Raw genomic sequence first — 19,587 nt, 5'->3', positions numbered from 1 at the left:
CCATTAGGGTGCATTGTTTGTCTGGAGTTTTAGTTTAACTTGTACTGAGGAAAATCTAATGTCCAAAATCGTTAAAATCATCGGTCGTGAAATCATCGACTCCCGTGGTAACCCGACTGTTGAAGCCGAAGTACACCTGGAAGGTGGTTTCGTTGGTATGGCAGCAGCTCCGTCAGGTGCTTCTACTGGTTCCCGCGAAGCACTGGAACTGCGCGATGGCGACAAATCCCGTTTCATGGGTAAAGGCGTACTGAAAGCTGTTGCAGCTGTTAACGGCCCAATTGCTCAGGCTCTGCTGGGTAAAGATGCTAAAGATCAGGCTGGCATCGACAAGATCATGATCGATCTGGACGGTACTGAAAACAAATCCAACTTCGGTGCAAACGCCATCCTGGCTGTGTCCCTGGCGAACGCCAAAGCAGCAGCAGCTGCAAAAGGCCTGCCGCTGTATGCACACATCGCTGAACTGAACGGTACTCCGGGTAAATACTCCATGCCGGTTCCGATGATGAACATCATCAACGGTGGTGAGCACGCTGACAACAACGTCGACATCCAGGAATTCATGATTCAGCCGGTTGGCGCTAAGACTCTGAAAGAAGCCGTTCGTATGGGTTCTGAAGTGTTCCACAACCTGGCTAAAGTTCTGAAAGCTAAAGGTATGAACACTGCAGTTGGTGACGAAGGTGGCTACGCGCCGAACCTGGGTTCCAACGCTGAAGCTCTGGCTGTAATCGCTGAAGCGGTTAAAGCAGCTGGCTACGAGCTGGGCAAAGACATCACCCTGGCGATGGACTGTGCAGCTTCTGAATTCTACAAAGACGGTAAATACGTTCTGGCTGGCGAAGGCAACAAAGCATTCACCTCCGAAGAATTCACTCACTTCCTGGAAGAACTGACCAAACAGTACCCGATCGTGTCCATCGAAGATGGTCTGGACGAGTCTGACTGGGACGGTTTCGCATACCAGACTAAAGTACTGGGCGACAAAATCCAGCTGGTTGGTGACGATCTGTTCGTAACTAACACCAAGATCCTGAAAGAAGGCATCGAAAAAGGCATCGTTAACTCCATCCTGATCAAATTCAACCAGATCGGTTCTCTGACCGAAACTCTGGCTGCGATCAAAATGGCGAAAGACGCTGGCTACACCGCTGTCATCTCTCACCGTTCTGGCGAAACTGAAGACGCTACCATTGCTGACCTGGCTGTTGGTACCGCTGCAGGCCAGATCAAAACTGGTTCTATGAGCCGTTCTGACCGCGTTGCTAAGTACAACCAGCTGATTCGTATCGAAGAAGCTCTGAGTGAACAAGCACCGTACAACGGTCGTAAAGAGATCAAAGGTCAGGCGTAATCCTGTTCTTTAGCTCTTAACGTAAAAACCCGCTGCGGCGGGTTTTTTTATGCTCTTAAAGCAGTAGAGGAAGGGTCGCGCTGGCGGTTTGCTGGCTCACATTACTGTACTTTTCATCCAGCGCAATCAGCGACGTGGTGAGCAGTTCTACTAACAGCATCACTCCCACCTTGGCATTTAGCGCGCCAGCACTCAACGGACCTTCCGGTTTGGCTGCGACCAGCTGAATATCACTCAGCGAAGCCAACGGGCTGCGCGGCGTATTACTTAACGCCAGTACGCGCACGCCTTGCTTACGCGCCAGTTTAACGACATGCAGTAGATCGCGCGTCGAACCTGAACTGGAAATCGCTACCACCAGCGTGTCTTTGTTAAGCGTTGCGGCGTTCATGGCTGCACGATGCATGTCACTGAACAATTGTGCAGGTTTGCCGAGGCGCAGGAGTTTGTAATGTAAATACTCACCCAGAATAGCGCTGGCCGCTACGCCATAAATCTGTACCGACTGGGCCTGATGCAGCGCCAAAGCGGCGGATTCCAGTAATGTCCTGTCGAGTAATTTTGCTGTGTCCTGCAGCGCTTGTACGGATTCATTGACCACATTGTCAATCTCATCTCCGCTGTGCTCTACCGGCTGTCCTTGCTGGAGATCGAGTGCCAGCGCCATTTTGAATTCGTTATAACCCTTACACCCTAGTGCGCGGCACAGACGTGTGACGCTCGCCTCGCTGGTGTCGCTTTCACGCGCCAGTTCGGTAATCGTCAGGTAGACAACTTTTGCCGGATCGCTGAGCACAAACTCTCCCAGCTTCTGCTGTGTTCGGCTATATCCGTCAACGCCCTGGCGCAATCTCAGCAGCAGGTTTTCATTTTCTGACATGCAAAATCCTTAATGCGTTTCTCTGTTGATAGTGTGGCGGAAAGCAGGGGAGAGATGCCAGTCATTTTAAAAAAGTATGATCGACTTCCTGGATTTTGATGAAAATTTTCATTGTTAATATTAAATATGGTAAAAATTTTCATCATTAATCGGAGAGATGAAAAAATGATGCAAATGTTTAGCGGCGCTTCATCGGGCGCATGGTTCGAAAAGGCACAGCGGTTCGGCAAATCGTTCATGCTGCCGATTGCGGTACTGCCCGCTGCGGGGCTGTTGTTAGGGATTGGCGGCGCGCTGTCGAATCCAAACACATTGACTGCTTATCCGTTTTTGGACGTTGACTGGTTACAGGCAATCTTCACGATCATGACCAGCGCAGGTTCTATTGTGTTTGCCAACCTGTCGGTGCTCTTTGCGGTGGGTGTTGCAGTAGGGCTGGCTAAAACGGATAAAGGCACCGCTGGGCTTGCGGCATTGCTGGCATTTCTGGTGATGAACGCCACCATCAACGCTTTATTGACGCTCAACGGAACGCTGGCACACGAGAATCCCGGTGCCGTAGGCCAGGGGATGACGCTGGGTATTCAGACGCTGGAAACGGGTGTGTTCGGTGGGGTAGTGATTGGGCTCGTCACCTGCGCGCTGCATAGCCGTTTCAATAAAGTCTCATTACCTCAGTTCCTTGGTTTCTTCAGCGGTTCGCGCTTTGTACCGATTATTAGCTCCCTTGCCGCGATTGTCGTGGGTGCGGTCATGACGGTGGTTTGGCCGCATTTCCAGAAACTCATTTTTGGACTGGGTGGTCTGGTGGATGCGACAGGCTATCTGGGGACGCTGTTGTACGGCTTCATCCTGCGTATGCTTGGCCCACTGGGGTTACACCATATCTTCTATTTGCCGTTCTGGACGACGGCGCTTGGCGGTAGTGAAATCGTCAACGGCCAGTTAGTTGAAGGTACGCAGCGTATTTTCTTCGCGCAACTTGCCGATCCGAATACGCAGCAGTTCTATGCGGGCACCTCGCGCTTTATGTCCGGGCGCTTCATCACCATGATGTTTGGCCTGCTTGGCGCATGTCTGGCGATGTACCACACCGCCAAGCCTGAGAACAGAAAACTTGTCGCTGGTCTGCTGTTATCAGCAGCCCTGACCTCTTTCCTGACAGGTATCACTGAGCCTATCGAGTTCTCCTTCCTGTTTGTCGCACCCGTGTTATACGTCATTCACGCCTTCTTCGATGGTCTGGCGTTTATGATCGCGCATATTTTACATATCACCATCGGGCAAACCTTTTCGGGTGGGCTTATCGATTTCCTCCTCTTCGGCGTGCTACAGGGGGAAGCTAAAACCAACTGGATGTACGTCCCCATGGTGGGGATCCCGTGGTTCTTCCTTTACTACTTCACCTTCCGCTATTTGATTAACCGCTTTAACTGGTTGACGCCTGGTCGTGAAAACGCAGCACCGACTGAATCCGGCCTGCCGCAAAGTGAGCGTGCTGCGGCCGTAATTACTGGGCTGGGAGGCAAAGAGAATCTGGAAGAGGTGGACTGTTGCGCCACACGTCTACGCGTGACGGTGAAAGAGAGCAGCAAGGTTGATGAAGCGGCACTGAAAGCGACCGGAGCGCGTGGCGTAATTATTCGCGGCAACGGGGTTCAGGTGATTTATGGCCCGCATGTCACCATCATTAAAAACGAAGTCGAAGAGATCTTATCGTAATGAAAACTGTACTGGATTCCCTGAAAGGTAAATTAATCGTCTCCTGTCAGGCGCTGGAAAATGAGCCTCTGCACAGCTCGTTTATTATGTCACGTATGGCGCTGGCGGCAGCGCAGGGCGGTGCGGTAGGTATTCGTGCGAACAGCGTGGTGGACATTCGCGCGATCAAAGAGAGCGTCTCCCTGCCGGTGATTGGGATTATCAAGCGTGATTATCCGGGTAGCGATGTGTTTATCACGGCCACTTTACAGGAAGTCGATGAACTGATGACCGTTGAGCCGGAAATTATTGCTCTGGATGCGACAGCGCGCCCGCGCCCCGGTGGGCAAACGCTGGAAGAACTGGTTACGCAGATCCGCGCTCGCTATCCGTCCGTACTGCTGATGGCGGATATTGCCACCGTAGACGAAGCGGTGACCGCCGAGCGCCTGGGCTTTGACTGTGTGGGCACTACGCTCTACGGCTATACCGCTGATACTGCCGGGCATGTGCTGGCGGAAAACGACTGCGGTTTTTTACGTGATGTGTTGGCTGCGGTTAGCGTACCGGTTGTGGCGGAAGGGAACGTTGATACCCCTGAACGTGCTGCACGATGCCTGGCATTAGGCGCCCATACCGTGGTGGTTGGTGGGGCTATCACGCGTCCGCAGCAGATAACGGCACGCTTTGTCGCAGCGATCGCCTCGTAAAGCATCGATGGGGCATGATACTTTGGCGGGGATCTGCGATAATTATCGTTTATCCCCATATTGAGAGCGCTATGCAGTACCCGATTAACGAGATGTTCCAGACCCTGCAAGGTGAGGGTTACTTTACCGGCGTCCCCGCCATTTTTATTCGTTTACAGGGATGCCCGGTTGGCTGTGCCTGGTGCGATACCAAACACACCTGGGATAAGCTTGAGGATCGGGAAGTCTCCCTGTACAGCATCCTGGCCAAGACCAAAGAAAGCGATAAATGGGGTGCTGCGAGCAGCGAAGATCTGCTGGCGGTCATTTCGCGTCAGGGCTATACCGCCCGTCACGTGGTGATCACCGGTGGCGAGCCCTGCATTCATGACCTGATGCCGCTGACTGACCTGCTGGAAAAGAACGGCTTTAGCTGCCAGATTGAGACCAGCGGCACGCACGAAGTACGCTGTACGCCGAATACCTGGGTGACCGTATCGCCGAAGGTGAATATGCGCGGTGGCTATGATGTGCTGTCACAGGCGCTGGAGCGCGCGAATGAAATCAAGCATCCGGTTGGCCGTGTCCGCGATATTGAAGCACTGGATGAACTGCTGGCGACGTTGAGTGACGACAAACCGCGAATCATCGCCTTACAGCCAATCAGCCAGAAAGAAGATGCGACGCGTTTGTGCATTGATACCTGTATTGCGCGTAACTGGCGTCTGTCGATGCAGACCCATAAGTATCTGAATATTGCCTGATAACTGTGCCGGGGGCGTTTCGCTTACCCGGCCAGAGTTTGTTGCTCGTTGCAGGCCGGATAAGACGCATTGCCATCCGGCAAGCCTATAATCACTCGCCGCGGTATACGCAACCCGCTGTGCAGGTCTCTTTCACCATTACGGCACTCAGCAGAGGGACCACAGGTTTAACCTGATCCCAAATCCATTTGGCCAGCACTTCGCTGGTTGGATTTTCTAAGCCAGGAATATCGTTCAAATAGTAGTGATCGAGTCTGTCGTAAGTCGGCTTAAACGCGGCTTTTAACTCAGCAAAATCCATGATCCAACCGGTATGCGGATCGACTTCACCGGTAATTTCAAGACGCACCATAAATGAGTGACCATGCAGGCGGCCACACTTATGCCCTTCCGGTACATGCGGCAGGTGGTGAGCGGCTTCGAAGGTGAAATCTTTAAACAAGGTGGTGGACATTTTTTACTCTCAAGAATGCGAAAAACCGCGGTAGGGTACCGTAAAGAGCAAATTTTATCATTATTTATACACGTCATTCTTTAAGCTGCTTCTTTGTTGGCTGCCTTTGCTCGCCCCAGTCACTTACTCATGTAAGCTCCTGGAGACTTGCTCAGTTGCCGCCTCGATGCATCTTAAATTATTTAGTGTATAAAAGGATGCTCAGTACCAAAGCTACATATTCATACAACCAATATTGGTTAATTATTTATATATCAAATGCTTATATAATCTGTTTTGCAGTTAATAACTATAACTAAAACAGGTTAGTCCATTTGGTTATTTGTTATTTCCATCCCTTCTTTAATTGTTACTATCCCCGCCGTTAACCTTATCTTCAGTTTGGGTTTTATTGCTGAAATCCGCTTTGCTTACTGGAACATGACAACGCATGACGACACAGGCCCCACCTTCCGCTTTGCTACCGCTAAACCCGGAGCAACTGGCACGCCTTCAGGCGGCCACGACCGATTTCACTCCCGCACAGCTTGCGTGGGTTTCTGGCTATTTTTGGGGCGTGCTGAATCAGCAGCCTGGCAGCAACGCGGTGGCGCCTGCGCCTGTCGCTGAAATGCCTGGCATTACGCTTATCTCCGCCTCGCAAACCGGTAATGCGCGCCGTGTGGCGGAAGCCCTGCGCGATGATCTGATCGCCGCGAAGCTCAACGTCACTCTCATCAACGCTGGCGACTATAAATTCAAACAAATCGCCAATGAAAAACTGCTGATCGTGGTGGCGTCGACGCAAGGGGAAGGTGAACCGGCGGAAGAAGCCGTGGCGTTGCATAAATTCCTGTTCTCGAAAAAAGCGCCGAAGCTTGATAACACCGCTTTTGCCGTGTTTGGTCTTGGCGATACCTCTTATGAGTTTTTCTGCCAGGCAGGAAAAGACTTCGATGCGAAATTGGCTGAGCTGGGCGGTGAACGTCTGCTCGATCGTGTAGATGCCGACGTCGAATACCAGGCCGACGCCGCGCAGTGGCGTGCTCGTCTGGTTGATGTCCTGAAAGGGCGTGCGCCTGCGGCACCGTCTGTGCAAGTTGCCGCGAGCGGTGCAGTAAATGAAGTACACACCAGCCCATACACCAAAGAAGCGCCGCTGACGGCGTCGCTTGCGGTGAATCAGAAAATTACCGGCCGCGACTCTGAAAAAGACGTGCGCCATATTGAAATTGATTTAGGCGATTCCGGCCTGCGTTATCAGCCGGGCGATGCGCTGGGCGTCTGGTATCAGAATGACCCGGCTCTGGTTAAAGAACTGGTTGAACTGCTGTGGCTGAAAGGTGATGAGCCGGTCACGGTTGAAGGAAAAACCCTGTCGCTCGCTGAAGCGTTGCAGTGGCATTTCGAGCTGACGGTTAACACCGGCAATATCGTAGAGAACTATGCCACCTTAACCCGCAGCGAAACTTTGCTGCCGTTAGTCGGTGACAAAGCACAGTTGCAGCATTACGCCGCAACCACGCCCATCGTCGATATGGTGCGCTTCTCTCCGGCGCAACTGGATGCTCAGGCGTTAGTTGATCTTCTGCGTCCGCTGACGCCGCGTTTGTACTCCATTGCTTCTTCCCAGGCGGAAGTGGAAAGCGAAGTGCACGTCACCGTGGGCGTGGTGCGTTATGAGATAGAAGGTCGCGCCCGTGCTGGTGGTGCTTCCAGTTTCCTCGCCGACTGCGTGGAAGAAGAAGGTGAAGTTCGCGTGTTCATTGAACACAACGACAACTTCCGTCTGCCGGCGAACCCGCAGACGCCGGTAATTATGATTGGACCGGGTACGGGGATTGCGCCGTTCCGTGCATTCATGCAGCAACGTGCGGCTGACGGAGCCGAAGGCAAAAACTGGCTGTTTTTTGGTAACCCACACTTTACCGAAGATTTCCTGTATCAGGTGGAATGGCAGCGTTACGTCAAAGAGGGCGTACTGAGCCGTATCGATCTCGCCTGGTCCCGCGATCAAAAAGAAAAAGTCTACGTACAAGATAAACTGCGCCAACAGGGCGCGGAACTGTGGCGCTGGATTAACGACGGTGCGCACATTTATGTCTGTGGCGACGCCAATCGCATGGCGAAAGACGTTGAGCAGGCGTTGTTGGAAGTGATTGCCGAATTCGGTGGTATGGATATCGAAGCGGCGGATGAATTTTTAAGTGAGCTGCGCATTGAGCGCCGTTATCAGCGAGATGTCTACTAATGAGCGAAAAACATCCAGGACCATTGGTGGTCGAAGGCAAACTGTCCGACGCTGAGCGTATGAAGCTGGAAAGCAACTATCTGCGCGGTACCATTGCCGAAGATTTAAACGACGGCCTGACCGGCGGGTTTAAAGGCGACAACTTCCTGCTGATCCGTTTTCACGGTATGTACCAGCAGGACGACCGCGATATCCGCGCCGAACGTGCCGAGCAAAAGCTGGAGCCACGTCACGCGATGCTGCTGCGCTGTCGTCTGCCGGGTGGGGTGATCACCACCAAACAGTGGCAGGCGATCGACAAGTTCGCCCATGACAACACCATATACGGCAGCATTCGTCTGACCAACCGTCAGACCTTCCAGTTTCACGGCATTCTGAAGAAGAATGTTAAGCCGGTACACCAGATGCTGCATTCAGTCGGGCTTGACGCTCTGGCGACCGCCAACGACATGAACCGTAACGTGCTGTGCACCTCGAATCCGTATGAATCTGAGCTGCATGCCGAAGCCTATGAATGGGCGAAGAAAATTTCCGAGCACCTGTTGCCGCGCACCCGCGCCTATGCAGAGATCTGGCTTGATCAGGAAAAAGTCGCGACTACCGACGAAGAGCCGATCCTCGGTCAAACCTATCTGCCGCGTAAGTTTAAAACCACGGTCGTGATCCCACCGCAGAATGACATCGATCTGCACGCCAACGACATGAACTTCGTGGCGATTGCGGAAAACGGCAAGCTGGTGGGCTTTAACCTGCTGGTGGGCGGTGGTTTATCGATTGAGCACGGCAACAAGAAAACCTATGCCCGTACGGCAAGCGAGTTTGGTTATCTGCCGCTTGAGCATACGCTGGCCGTGGCGGAGGCTGTGGTGACCACGCAGCGTGACTGGGGTAACCGTACCGATCGTAAAAACGCGAAAACCAAATACACGCTGGAACGCGTAGGCGTTGAGACCTTTAAAGCTGAAGTTGAGCGCCGGGCGGGGATCAAATTTGAGCCGATCCGTCCGTACGAGTTCACCGGTCGCGGCGATCGTATCGGCTGGGTGAAAGGGATCGACAATAAATGGCATCTGACGTTGTTTATTGAAAACGGACGAATCCTCGATTATCCGGGCCGACCGCTGAAAACCGGTCTGCTTGAGATCGCGAAGATCCACAAAGGTGAGTTCCGCATTACCGCGAACCAGAACCTGATCATTGCCGGTGTTCCTGAGAGTGAAAAGGCGAAGATCGAGAAGATTGCGCAGAAGAGTGGCTTAATGAACGCGGTCACTCCGCAGCGTGAAAACTCGATGGCCTGCGTTTCGTTCCCGACCTGTCCGCTGGCGATGGCGGAAGCTGAGCGCTTCCTGCCAACGTTTATCGACAACATCGACACGCTGATGGCGAAGCACAGCCTGAGTGATGAAAACATTGTCATGCGTGTGACCGGCTGCCCTAACGGCTGCGGCCGCGCGATGCTGGCGGAAGTTGGTCTGGTGGGTAAAGCACCCGGGCGTTATAACCTCCATTTAGGGGGCAACCGTATCGGAACTCGCATTCCCCGGATGTTTAAAGAGAACATCACCGAGCCGGAAATTCTGGCATCGCTGGATGAACTGATTGGGCGCTGGGCGAAAGAGCGCGAAGCGGGTGAAGGCTTCGGTGACTTTACGGTGCGTGCGGGCATTATTCGCCCGGTGCTCGATCCCGCCCGGGATTTCTGGGAATAATGTGAAATTGACTTATCGGGTCTGCTGAATCGGTAGGCCTGATAAGCGCAGCGCCATCAGGCAAGGCAAACAGTGAGGAACTTATGTCCAAACTCGATCTCAACGCGTTGAACGAACTGCCGAAAGTTGAACGCGTTATGGCGTTGGCACAAACCAACGACCAACTGGAAAAATTGAGCGCCGAGGATCGCGTAGCGTGGGCGCTGGAAAACCTGCCTGGTGAGTATGTACTGTCATCAAGTTTTGGTATCCAGGCGGCAGTGAGCCTGCATCTGGTAAATCAGGTTCGCCCGGATATCCCGGTGATCCTCACCGATACTGGCAACCTGTTCCCGGAAACCTATCAGTTTATTGATGAGTTAACGGACAAGCTTAAGCTTAATCTGCAAGTCTACCGGGCAAAGGAAAGTGCGGCCTGGCAAGAAGCGCGCTACGGCAAATTGTGGGAGCAGGGCGTTGAAGGCATTGAAAAATACAATGACATCAACAAAGTCGAGCCGATGAACCGGGCGCTGCAGGAGCTGAACGCGCAAACCTGGTTTGCCGGTCTGCGTCGAGAGCAATCGGGCAGTCGTGCGCATTTGCCGGTGCTGGCTATCCAGCGTGGCGTGTTTAAAGTTCTGCCGATCATCGACTGGGATAACCGTACGGTTTACCAGTATCTGCAAAAATACGGTTTGAAATACCATCCGTTGTGGGATCAGGGCTATCTGTCGGTAGGCGATACCCACACCACCCGCAAATGGGAGCCGGGTATGGCGGAAGAAGAGACGCGTTTCTTCGGATTGAAGCGCGAGTGCGGACTGCACGAAGGGTAACAGGAAAGGGGGGCCGGTAAGATTTACATCCTACCGGATCCCTTCTTCAGGATTTACCCGCTTTTGCCAGTTCTTTTACCAGCGGCAGCATAATGCGTACCACGTCGCGGCTACGGTGCTCTATCCGGCCCGGTAACGCTTTATCAATGTGCTGCTGGTTATCCAGTCGCACATCGTGCCAGCTGTTGCCTGCCGGGAATGAGGCGCTTTTGGCGCGCTGTTGATAGCCATCTTTCTTGCCCAGGTTCCAGTTAGTCGCTTCAACTGAAAGAACGGCAATCCCCGCGTTGTCGAAGACCTCTGCATCGTTACAACATCCAGTGCCTTTCGGATAGTCTTTGTTCAGACCTGGATTGGTGCTGGCAACGATACCGCGGCTGTGCGCGATAGCCAGTGCCCGGTCGCGCGTCAGTTTTCGCACCGCTTCCGGGGTTTTCTTGCCGCTATTGAAATAGAGCTTATCGCCGACGATCAGGTTATCGAGGTTGATAACCAGCAGCGTGTTTTTCTTCTCGGCGGCGCTCATTCGCTTCAGGATGTTCTCCGCGCCCAGTTTGCCTTCTTCCTCGCCGCTGGTGGCGATAAATCGAATACCGTACTGCGTCGGCACGTTTTTGAGTTTTTCCGCCAGTTCCAGCATTACGCCAACACCTGCGGCGTTGTCATCGATACCTTGCAGGGTTAATCCACCCAGATTGGCATCGGAGTCGGCGTCGCTTTGTGCGGCGTAGGTGTCGAGGTGCGCCATAATAATAATCTGCTGCGGCGCTTTGCCTTCATGTGCAGCAATAACGGTGCTTCCCGTTACGTTATGCCAGTTTTTACGGTTATCTTTGGCGGTATAAACATAACGGCTATTAAACGTCCGAATATCGCTGCTATAACCCATCTGCTGAAATTGTTGACGTATATAATCAGCAGACAACATTTCTGCCGGAGATCCCGTCACGCGGCCTGGGAAAAACGTTGCGATATATCGAGCCTGGGTATTTGCGATATCTCCGGGCTTCGAAGATGTTGCCTGTGCGGGAAGGATGAAGCACGCGCCGAGCGCCATGGCTGCAAGAAGGTGGCGCAATGCGAGAAACATGATGAGTCCTTAAATACCAAGCAGAAATTTTCAGCCGCTAGTATGAAACCGTGATCGAGGTAAAACAATTTCATTTGCTCCTAAATGCCCGAATTCCGGTAGCTTAAGCACTTTTTGATATTTGCTTTTCCGGATCGTTATTCCTTTGAGGAACTACTCATTCCAATTCGTAATTTCATTCGCCCTCTTGCCCTCCCTATAGTCAGGTTATCTGAGCATCGTTAGCAAAATAACGGCATTACATAGGAACGGTTATGGATCAAAAACGACTTACCCACCTGCGGCAACTGGAAGCGGAAAGCATCCATATCATTCGTGAGGTGGCCGCCGAGTTTTCTAATCCGGTGATGATGTATTCCATCGGCAAAGATTCCAGCGTAATGCTGCATCTGGCGCGTAAAGCGTTTTATCCGGGCACGCTGCCGTTCCCATTGCTGCACGTTGATACCGGCTGGAAATTCAGCGAAATGTACGAGTTTCGTGACCGCACGGCGAAAGCCTACGGCTGCGAACTGCTGGTGCATAAAAACCCGGAAGGGGTGGCGATGGGTATCAACCCGTTTGTCCACGGTAGCGCCAAGCATACCGACATTATGAAAACTGAAGGGCTGAAGCAGGCACTGAATAAATACGGTTTCGATGCCGCGTTTGGCGGTGCTCGTCGTGACGAAGAGAAATCGCGTGCCAAAGAGCGTATTTACTCTTTCCGCGATCGTTTTCATCGCTGGGATCCTAAAAATCAGCGCCCGGAGCTGTGGCACAACTACAACGGGCAGATTAACAAAGGCGAAAGTATTCGCGTCTTCCCGCTCTCTAACTGGACTGAACAGGATATCTGGCAGTACATCTGGCTGGAAAATATCGATATCGTGCCGCTGTATCTGGCGGCGGAGCGTCCGGTGCTGGAACGCGACGGCATGCTGATGATGATTGATGACGACAGAATCGATCTGCAACCCGGTGAAGTGATTAAAAAACGCATGGTGCGTTTCCGTACGCTCGGTTGCTGGCCGCTGACAGGCGCGGTGGAGTCGAATGCGCAGACGCTGCCGGAAATCATCGAAGAGATGCTGGTTTCAACCACCAGTGAACGTCAGGGCCGCGTGATTGACCGCGACCAGGCGGGCTCCATGGAGCTGAAGAAACGTCAGGGGTATTTCTAAGGAGCCGCCATGAATACGACACTTGCACAACAAATTGCTAATGAAGGCGGCGTTGAAGCCTGGATGGTTGCCCAGCAACACAAAAGTCTGCTGCGCTTTTTAACCTGCGGTAGCGTGGATGATGGGAAAAGTACCCTGATTGGCCGCCTGCTGCACGACACGCGTCAGATTTATGAAGACCAGCTTTCATCGCTGCACAATGACAGTAAACGTCACGGCACTCAGGGCGAAAAGCTTGATCTGGCGTTATTGGTTGACGGCTTGCAGGCCGAGCGTGAGCAGGGCATCACCATCGACGTGGCGTATCGTTATTTCTCTACCGAGAAGCGTAAATTTATTATTGCGGACACTCCCGGGCATGAGCAGTACACCCGTAACATGGCGACCGGCGCGTCGACCTGCGACCTGGCGATCCTATTGATCGATGCGCGTAAAGGCGTGCTGGATCAGACTCGTCGTCATAGCTTTATCTCCACGCTGCTTGGGATCAAACACCTGGTGGTGGCGATCAACAAAATGGATCTGGTGGACTTTAGCGAAGAGACATTTAACCGCATTCGCGAAGACTATCTTACTTTTGCTGAACAACTGCCGGGCAACCTGGATATCCGGTTTGTGCCGCTCTCTGCGCTGGAAGGCGATAACGTGGCTTCGCAAAGCGCCAGTATGCCGTGGTACAGCGGTCCGACGCTGCTGGAAGTGCTGGAAACCGTTGAGATCCAGCGCATTGTTGATACTCAGCCGATGCGCTTCCCGGTGCAGTATGTGAACCGACCGAATCTGGATTTCCGTGGTTATGCCGGAACGCTGGCCTCCGGTAGCGTGAAGGTTGGACAGCGCGTCAAAGTGTTGCCGTCCGGCGTGGAGTCGAGCGTGGCGCGGATCGTAACCTTTGATGGCGATTTACAGGAAGCGCATGCGGGTGAAGCGATCACCCTGGTGCTGAAAGATGAGATCGATATCAGCCGGGGCGACCTGCTGCTTGATGCCGGTGAAACTCTGCCGACAGTACAAAGCGCTGCAGTTGATGTGGTGTGGATGGCGGAACAACCGTTGTCGCCCGGGCAGAGCTACGACATAAAAGTCGCAGGCAAGAAGACCCGCGCACGCGTTGATAGCGTGCAGTATCAGGTCGATATAAACAACCTGACCCAACGTGACGTTGAAGCGCTGCCGCTGAACGGCATCGGTCTGGTTAATCTGACTTTTGATGAGCCGCTGGTGCTGGATACCTATCAGCAGAATCCGGTTACGGGCGGGCTGATTATCATTGACCGCCTGACTAACGTTAGCGTTGGCGCGGGACTGGTGCGTGAGCCAATCGTCCAGGAGCTTGCCACAGCTTCTCAGTTCAGCGCGTTTGAGCTGGAGCTTAATGCACTGGTGCGTCGCCACTTCCCACACTGGGGTGCGCGCGATCTGCTGGGAGGAAAATAATGGCGCTGCATGACGAAAACGTCGTCTGGCATGCCCATCCTGTTACACCGCAACAGCGGGAACAACGCCACGGTCATCGTGGTGTTGTGCTGTGGTTTACCGGGCTGTCAGGTTCCGGTAAATCCACGGTAGCAGGGGCGCTGGAAGAGGCGCTGCATAAGCTAGGGGTGAGCACCTATCTGCTGGATGGCGATAACGTGCGTCACGGTCTGTGCAGCGATCTTGGGTTTAGCGATGCCGATCGTAAGGAGAATATTCGTCGGGTTGGTGAAGTGGCTAACCTGATGGTAGACGCCGGCCTGGTGGTGTTGACTGCGTTTATCTCTCCACATCGCGCCGAGCGAAAAATGGTTCGCGAGCGCGTGGGTGAAGGGCGTTTTATTGAGGTTTTTGTCGATACGCCATTAGCAACGTGCGAAGCTCGCGATCCAAAAGGGCTGTATAAAAAAGCGCGTGCGGGAGAGTTGCGCAATTTCACCGGAATTGACTCGGTTTACGAAGCGCCTGAATCGCCAGAGATTCATCTTGATGGTGAACAATTGGTAACAAATTTGGTTCCTCAATTATTAGACCTGCTGAGGCAGGAAGATATTATCAGATCCTGAGACACCCGAGCTTGCACGCCCGGTCAGTCACGGTCACAGGATTAGATATGCGTAACAGCCATAACATTACTATTACAGAGTCAGATACCTTCGCCGCCGACGACGAAACTACCTGGTCACTCCCAGGAGCCGTGGTCGGTTTTGTCGCATGGTTGCTGGCGCTGGGATTCCCGTGTCTGATGTATGGCCCTAACACACTGTTTTTCTTCCTCTATACCTGGCCCTTTTTCCTTGCGTTGTTGCCCGTGGCGATTGTCGCGGGTATTGCCCTGCATTCGCTATTGAAGGGGAGATTGCTGCTGAGTATTGCCTGTACCCTGCTGGTGGTTGGCGCAATGTTTGGCGCACTGTTCCTGTGGCTACTGGGTTAGGCATACATCCTTTCACGCGATCGCCGCTGTTGTTCACTGTCTGGCCATAATTCAAACCGTAACCAACAATGAGATTATGTTCTCCTTACATGGGGTATACGTAACAACGGGCAAATGTGGTACATTTGCCCGCGTTGTCGCGGCATTCCCGTCCGTTGATGTAAAGTTGTCAGCGGAGTTTATGGGATGTTGATGCCGTTTTTCAGGGGGCAGGATGGGTAAACTTACGTTGCTGTTGCTGGCTTTATTAGTCTGGCTACAGTATTCGCTGTGGTTCGGTAAGAACGGCATACATGACTATAGTCGCGTCAACGATGATGTTGCGGCGCAGCAAGCTACAAACGCGAAACTGAAAGCGCGTAACGATCAGCTTTTTGCCGAAATTGACGATCTCAATGGCGGGCAAGAGGCTATCGAAGAGCGCGCGCGTAACGAACTCAGTATGACTAAGCCAGGCGAAACCTTTTATCGTCTGGTGCCTGACGCGTCTAAACGCGCTCAGACTGCAGGGCAAAACAATCGATAAACCGTCCAGGGATTTAACATGGCAGCCACTTTAATGGACGTTTGCGCCGTGGTGCCGGCTGCCGGGTTTGGCCGCCGAATGCAAACAGAGTGTCCTAAGCAGTACCTCTCTATTGGCAATAAAACCATTCTCGAACACTCGGTTGATGCGCTGCTGGCTCATCCCCGGGTGACGCGAGTCGTCATCGCTATTAGCCCAGGCGACAGTCGCTTTGCCCAACTTCCACTCGCAGCGCACCCGCAAATTACCGTGGTGGATGGTGGCAACGAGCGTGCCGATTCTGTCCTTGCTGGTTTGCAAGCCGCAGGTGAGGCCAGTTGGGTTCTGGTGCATGATGCCGCGCGTCCGTGTCTGCATCAGGAAGATTTATCTCGTTTGCTGGCAATAAGTGAAACCAGCCGCATCGGTGGGATCCTTGCCGCGCCGGTGCGCGACACGATGAAACGCGCGGAGCCGGGCCGAACAGACATCGCCCATACGGTCGATCGCACCGATTTATGGCATGCGTTGACGCCGCAGTTTTTCCCTCGCGAGCTGTTGCATGACTGTCTGACCCGTGCGCTAAACGAAGGCGCAACCATTACGGACGAAGCCTCGGCGCTTGAATATTGCGGTTTTCATCCGCTGCTGGTCGAAGGACGCGCTGACAACATCAAAGTCACCCGCCCGGAAGACCTGGCGCTGGCGGAATTTTATCTGACCCGAACTATCTAGACACCTCATCCTTCACGCTGCAACGAGGCAGCCTGCAGGATGCTGTGTATATCAGGAGAAGGCATAATGCGAATTGGACACGGTTTCGACGTACACGCTTTTGGCGGAGTTGGCCCAATTATCATTGGTGGTGTGCGCATCCCGTATGAAAAAGGATTGCTGGCGCATTCTGATGGCGACGTGGCGTTACACGCGTTAACCGATGCACTGCTGGGCGCGGCTGCGCTGGGGGATATCGGTAAACTCTTCCCGGACACCGACCCGGCCTTTAAAGGTGCAGATAGCCGTGAATTATTACGTGAAGCCTGGCGGCGTATTCAGGCTAAAGGCTATACGCTTGGTAATGTGGATGTGACGATTATTGCTCAGGCGCCGAAGATGCTGCCGCACATTCCGCAGATGCGCGTGTTTATTGCCGAAGATCTCGGCTGCCATATGGATGATGTTAACGTGAAAGCGACCACCACGGAAAAACTCGGTTTTACCGGGCGTGGGGAAGGGATTGCCTGTGAAGCGGTGGCGCTACTCCTTAAGGCAACGAAATGACTGCGTTTGAAGATCTGACGTATCTCCATGGCAAACCACTGGGCCATGGCGTCCTGAAAGCGAATCCGGAAGACTTTGTCGTCGTCGAAGATTTAGGCTTCGAACCGGATGGCGAAGGCGAGCACGTTCTGGTGCGCATTTTGAAAAACGGCTGTAATACCCGTTTTGTGGCTGACGCGCTGGCGAAGTTCCTGAAAATTCATGCCCGCGAAGTGAGCTTTGCCGGGCAGAAAGATAAGCATGCGGTCACGGAACAGTGGCTGTGCGCGCGCGTACCCGGCAATGCGATGCCTGATTTAAGCAAATTTGAGCTTGAAGGCTGTAAAGTGCTGGAGTACGCGCGCCACAAGCGTAAGCTGCGTTTAGGGGCGCTGAAAGGCAACGAATTTACGCTGGTGCTGCGTGAAGTGAGCGAGCGAAATGACGTTGAAGCGCGTTTGCAGGCGATTAGCGAGCGCGGCGTACCGAACTATTTTGGCGCTCAGCGTTTTGGTATTGGCGGCAGCAACCTGCAAGGGGCGCTGCGTTGGGCGCAAAGCGATGCGCCGGTGCGCGATCGCAATAAGCGCAGTTTTTGGTTGTCGGCGGCCCGTAGTGCGTTGTTTAATCAGATAGTCAGTGAACGCTTGAAAAAAACAGACTTTAATCAAGTTGTTGACGGCGATGCGCTACAATTGTCGGGACGCGGAAGTTGGTTTGTCGCCACGCAGGAAGAACAAACCGAATTACAGCGTCGCGTCGATGATAAAGAATTGATGATTACAGCAGCATTACCGGGCAGCGGTGAGTGGGGAACTCAGCGCGACGCGCTGGCGTTTGAAGAAGCCGCTATTGCTGATGAAACCGCGCTGCAGTCGCTGTTGTTGCGCGAGAAAGTCGACGCATCGCGTCGTGCTATGTTGCTGTATCCACAACAATTAAGCTGGAACTGGTGGGATGACGTAACCGTTGAGTTACGTTTCTGGCTACCGGCAGGTAGCTTCGCCACCAGTGTTGTAAGGGAACTTATTAACACAATGGGTGATTATGCGTATATTGCTGAGTAACGATGATGGGGTCCACGCACCCGGTATACAAACGCTGGCGAAAGCGCTGCGTGAGTTTGCTGACGTACAGGTGGTTGCCCCGGATCGTAACCGCAGTGGCGCGTCTAACTCGCTGACGCTGGAATCCTCACTTCGCACGTTCACCTATGATAACGGTGATATCGCCGTACAAATGGGTACACCTACCGATTGCGTCTATCTGGGCGTGAACGCATTAATGCGTCCGCGTCCGGACATTGTTGTGTCTGGTATTAACGCAGGTCCTAATCTGGGCGATGATGTTATCTATTCCGGTACCGTTGCGGCGGCGATGGAAGGTCGTCACCTGGGCTTTCCTGCGCTGGCGGTCTCACTTGATGGGCATAAACACTACGATACTGCTGCCGCAGTAACCTGCCGTATCTTACGGGCGCTGAGTCGCGAACCGCTGCGCACCGGGCGCATTTTGAATATCAACGTGCCGGATTTACCGCTGGATCAGATTAAAGGTATCCGCGTCACCCGCTGCGGTAGCCGCCATCCTGCGGATCAGGTGATACCACAGCAGGACCCGCGCGGTAATACGCTGTACTGGATCGGGCCGCCGGGCGAAAAGTGCGACGCCGGACCGGATACAGATTTTGCCGCCGTCGATGAAGGCTATGTTTCCATTACGCCGCTGCATGTCGATTTAACCGCATATGGCGCGCATGAAGTTGTTTCTGACTGGTTAGACAGCGTGGGAGCCGACACGCAATGGTAAGCAGACGCGTACACACTCTTCTTGAACAATTACGTGCGCAGGGCATCAGAGATGAGCTTGTTCTCGATGCACTTGCCGCCGTGCCGCGTGAAAAATTCATTGATGAGGCGTTTGAACATAAGGCCTGGGACAATATTGCTCTGCCGATTGGTCAGGGGCAGACGATTTCGCAGCCCTATATGGTTGCGCGGATGACCGAGCTGCTTGAGTTAACGCCGCAGTCCCGGGTGCTGGAAATTGGTACCGGCTCTGGCTACCAAACGGCGATTCTGGCGCACCTGGTGCATCATGTGTGCTCTGTTGAGCGCATTAAAGGTTTGCAGTGGCAGGCGCGTCGTCGACTTAAACAGCTTGATTTACATAATGTTTCTACCCGTCATGGTGATGGATGGCAGGGCTGGCAAGCGCGAGCCCCGTTTGACGCTATCATTGTTACGGCAGCGCCGCCTGAGATTCCAACTGCGCTAATGATGCAGTTGGATGAAGGCGGTATTCTCGTCTTACCCGTGGGCGACGAGCACCAGTTTCTGAAACGGGTGCGTCGTCGGGGAGGCGAATTTATTATCGATACCGTGGAGGCCGTACGTTTCGTTCCCTTAGTAAAAGGGGAGCTTGCGTAGATACTGGCTCTGAATACCTGGAGTTTTCCTGGATATTCTGGAATTAGTAAGCGTATCGTGGTCACGTTTCCAGTGCCCAGTCCGATGCCTTGCACGGTGATTACGTCACTGGTTTTAACCAA

General features: G+C 53.3%; 20 protein-coding genes. 17 read left to right on the top strand and 3 right to left on the bottom strand.

Annotated elements, in window-relative coordinates; genetic code table 11:
* Positions 1-58: 58 nt before the first annotated feature.
* Positions 59-1,357, top strand: coding sequence for a phosphopyruvate hydratase (eno, locus tag OGY68_RS15145; protein ID WP_286617159.1), 1,299 nt, complete (start codon positions 59-61; stop codon positions 1,355-1,357).
* A 55-nt stretch (positions 1,358-1,412) separates the two neighbouring features.
* On the opposite strand, the gene OGY68_RS15140 is transcribed toward eno, so the two are convergent.
* Entirely contained in the window at positions 1,413-2,237 is an 825-nt protein-coding gene (locus OGY68_RS15140; protein WP_057068337.1) for a MurR/RpiR family transcriptional regulator, read from the bottom strand.
* 165 nt (positions 2,238-2,402) lie between these two features.
* On the opposite strand from OGY68_RS15140, the gene OGY68_RS15135 reads away from it, so the two are divergent.
* From OGY68_RS15135 to queE, 3 genes are all read left to right on the top strand, one after another.
* Positions 2,403-3,959 (top strand): maltose/glucose-specific PTS transporter subunit IIC, encoded by a 1,557-nt coding sequence (locus OGY68_RS15135; RefSeq protein ID WP_057068342.1) that lies wholly within the window; start codon positions 2,403-2,405, stop codon positions 3,957-3,959.
* On the top strand, positions 3,959-4,648 hold the full coding sequence (locus OGY68_RS15130; RefSeq protein WP_057068339.1) for an N-acetylmannosamine-6-phosphate 2-epimerase: 690 nt from the start codon (positions 3,959-3,961) through the stop codon (positions 4,646-4,648). The genes OGY68_RS15135 and OGY68_RS15130 overlap by 1 nt, the downstream gene beginning before the upstream one ends.
* A 71-nt stretch (positions 4,649-4,719) precedes the next feature.
* A complete protein-coding gene (gene queE, locus OGY68_RS15125) occupies positions 4,720-5,391 on the top strand; it encodes a 7-carboxy-7-deazaguanine synthase QueE (protein WP_003034139.1) in 672 nt (223 codons plus the stop codon).
* A 91-nt stretch (positions 5,392-5,482) separates the two neighbouring features.
* On the opposite strand, the gene queD is transcribed toward queE, so the two are convergent.
* Positions 5,483-5,845: a 6-carboxytetrahydropterin synthase QueD gene (queD, locus tag OGY68_RS15120; protein ID WP_003825707.1), complete on the bottom strand. Its 363-nt coding sequence runs from the start codon at positions 5,843-5,845 to the stop codon at positions 5,483-5,485.
* 430 nt (positions 5,846-6,275) lie between these two features.
* On the opposite strand from queD, the gene cysJ reads away from it, so the two are divergent.
* The 3 genes from cysJ (at position 6,276) to cysH (ending at position 10,605) form a co-directional block, all read left to right on the top strand.
* Positions 6,276-8,075, top strand: a complete 1,800-nt coding sequence (gene cysJ, locus OGY68_RS15115) for an NADPH-dependent assimilatory sulfite reductase flavoprotein subunit (RefSeq protein WP_057068053.1) — start codon at positions 6,276-6,278, stop codon at positions 8,073-8,075.
* The gene (gene cysI / locus OGY68_RS15110; protein WP_003034148.1) at positions 8,075-9,787 is read left to right on the top strand and encodes an assimilatory sulfite reductase (NADPH) hemoprotein subunit; all 1,713 of its coding nucleotides are present in this window, start codon (positions 8,075-8,077) and stop codon (positions 9,785-9,787) included. The genes cysJ and cysI overlap by 1 nt, the downstream gene beginning before the upstream one ends.
* Positions 9,788-9,870: 83 nt before the next feature.
* Complete coding sequence (gene cysH / locus OGY68_RS15105; RefSeq protein ID WP_057068055.1) at positions 9,871-10,605, top strand: phosphoadenosine phosphosulfate reductase; 735 nt, start codon at positions 9,871-9,873, stop codon at positions 10,603-10,605.
* Between the two features lie 46 nt (positions 10,606-10,651).
* On the opposite strand, the gene OGY68_RS15100 is transcribed toward cysH, so the two are convergent.
* Positions 10,652-11,695, bottom strand: a complete 1,044-nt coding sequence (locus OGY68_RS15100) for an aminopeptidase (RefSeq protein ID WP_032944823.1) — start codon at positions 11,693-11,695, stop codon at positions 10,652-10,654.
* Positions 11,696-11,949: 254 nt separating this feature from the next.
* Between OGY68_RS15100 and cysD the strand changes: the two genes are divergently transcribed.
* From cysD to OGY68_RS15050, 10 genes are all read left to right on the top strand, one after another.
* Positions 11,950-12,858: a sulfate adenylyltransferase subunit CysD gene (cysD, locus tag OGY68_RS15095; protein WP_003034152.1), complete on the top strand. Its 909-nt coding sequence runs from the start codon at positions 11,950-11,952 to the stop codon at positions 12,856-12,858.
* A gap of 9 nt (positions 12,859-12,867) precedes the next feature.
* Positions 12,868-14,295: a sulfate adenylyltransferase subunit CysN gene (cysN, locus tag OGY68_RS15090; RefSeq protein ID WP_057068059.1), complete on the top strand. Its 1,428-nt coding sequence runs from the start codon at positions 12,868-12,870 to the stop codon at positions 14,293-14,295.
* Positions 14,295-14,900, top strand: coding sequence for an adenylyl-sulfate kinase (gene cysC / locus OGY68_RS15085; protein WP_003034157.1), 606 nt, complete (start codon positions 14,295-14,297; stop codon positions 14,898-14,900). The genes cysN and cysC overlap by 1 nt, the downstream gene beginning before the upstream one ends.
* Positions 14,901-14,947: 47 nt before the next feature.
* Positions 14,948-15,271, top strand: coding sequence for a DUF3561 family protein (locus OGY68_RS15080; protein WP_020996298.1), 324 nt, complete (start codon positions 14,948-14,950; stop codon positions 15,269-15,271).
* Between the two features lie 214 nt (positions 15,272-15,485).
* Entirely contained in the window at positions 15,486-15,797 is a 312-nt protein-coding gene (gene ftsB, locus OGY68_RS15075) for a cell division protein FtsB (RefSeq protein WP_003034163.1), read from the top strand.
* 18 nt (positions 15,798-15,815) lie between these two features.
* A complete protein-coding gene (gene ispD / locus OGY68_RS15070; RefSeq protein WP_003825722.1) occupies positions 15,816-16,511 on the top strand; it encodes a 2-C-methyl-D-erythritol 4-phosphate cytidylyltransferase in 696 nt (231 codons plus the stop codon).
* A 66-nt stretch (positions 16,512-16,577) separates the two neighbouring features.
* Complete coding sequence (gene ispF, locus OGY68_RS15065) at positions 16,578-17,057, top strand: 2-C-methyl-D-erythritol 2,4-cyclodiphosphate synthase (RefSeq protein WP_020996297.1); 480 nt, start codon at positions 16,578-16,580, stop codon at positions 17,055-17,057.
* Positions 17,054-18,103 (top strand): tRNA pseudouridine(13) synthase TruD, encoded by a 1,050-nt coding sequence (gene truD / locus OGY68_RS15060; protein ID WP_008785673.1) that lies wholly within the window; start codon positions 17,054-17,056, stop codon positions 18,101-18,103. Before ispF ends, truD begins: the two co-directional genes overlap by 4 nt.
* Positions 18,084-18,845, top strand: a complete 762-nt coding sequence (surE, locus tag OGY68_RS15055) for a 5'/3'-nucleotidase SurE (protein WP_003825728.1) — start codon at positions 18,084-18,086, stop codon at positions 18,843-18,845. Before truD ends, surE begins: the two co-directional genes overlap by 20 nt.
* Positions 18,839-19,465 carry a protein-L-isoaspartate(D-aspartate) O-methyltransferase gene (locus tag OGY68_RS15050; protein WP_003034172.1) on the top strand — a complete coding sequence of 209 codons (627 nt, stop codon included), beginning with the start codon at positions 18,839-18,841 and terminating at the stop codon, positions 19,463-19,465. Before surE ends, OGY68_RS15050 begins: the two co-directional genes overlap by 7 nt.
* Positions 19,466-19,587: the final 122 nt, after the last annotated feature.

Origin of the sequence: Citrobacter sp. Cpo065 (assembly GCF_030332805.1) — a bacterium.
Taxonomy (GTDB): domain Bacteria; phylum Pseudomonadota; class Gammaproteobacteria; order Enterobacterales; family Enterobacteriaceae; genus Citrobacter; species Citrobacter portucalensis.
This window is presented reverse-complemented; position numbering and strand designations above follow the sequence as displayed.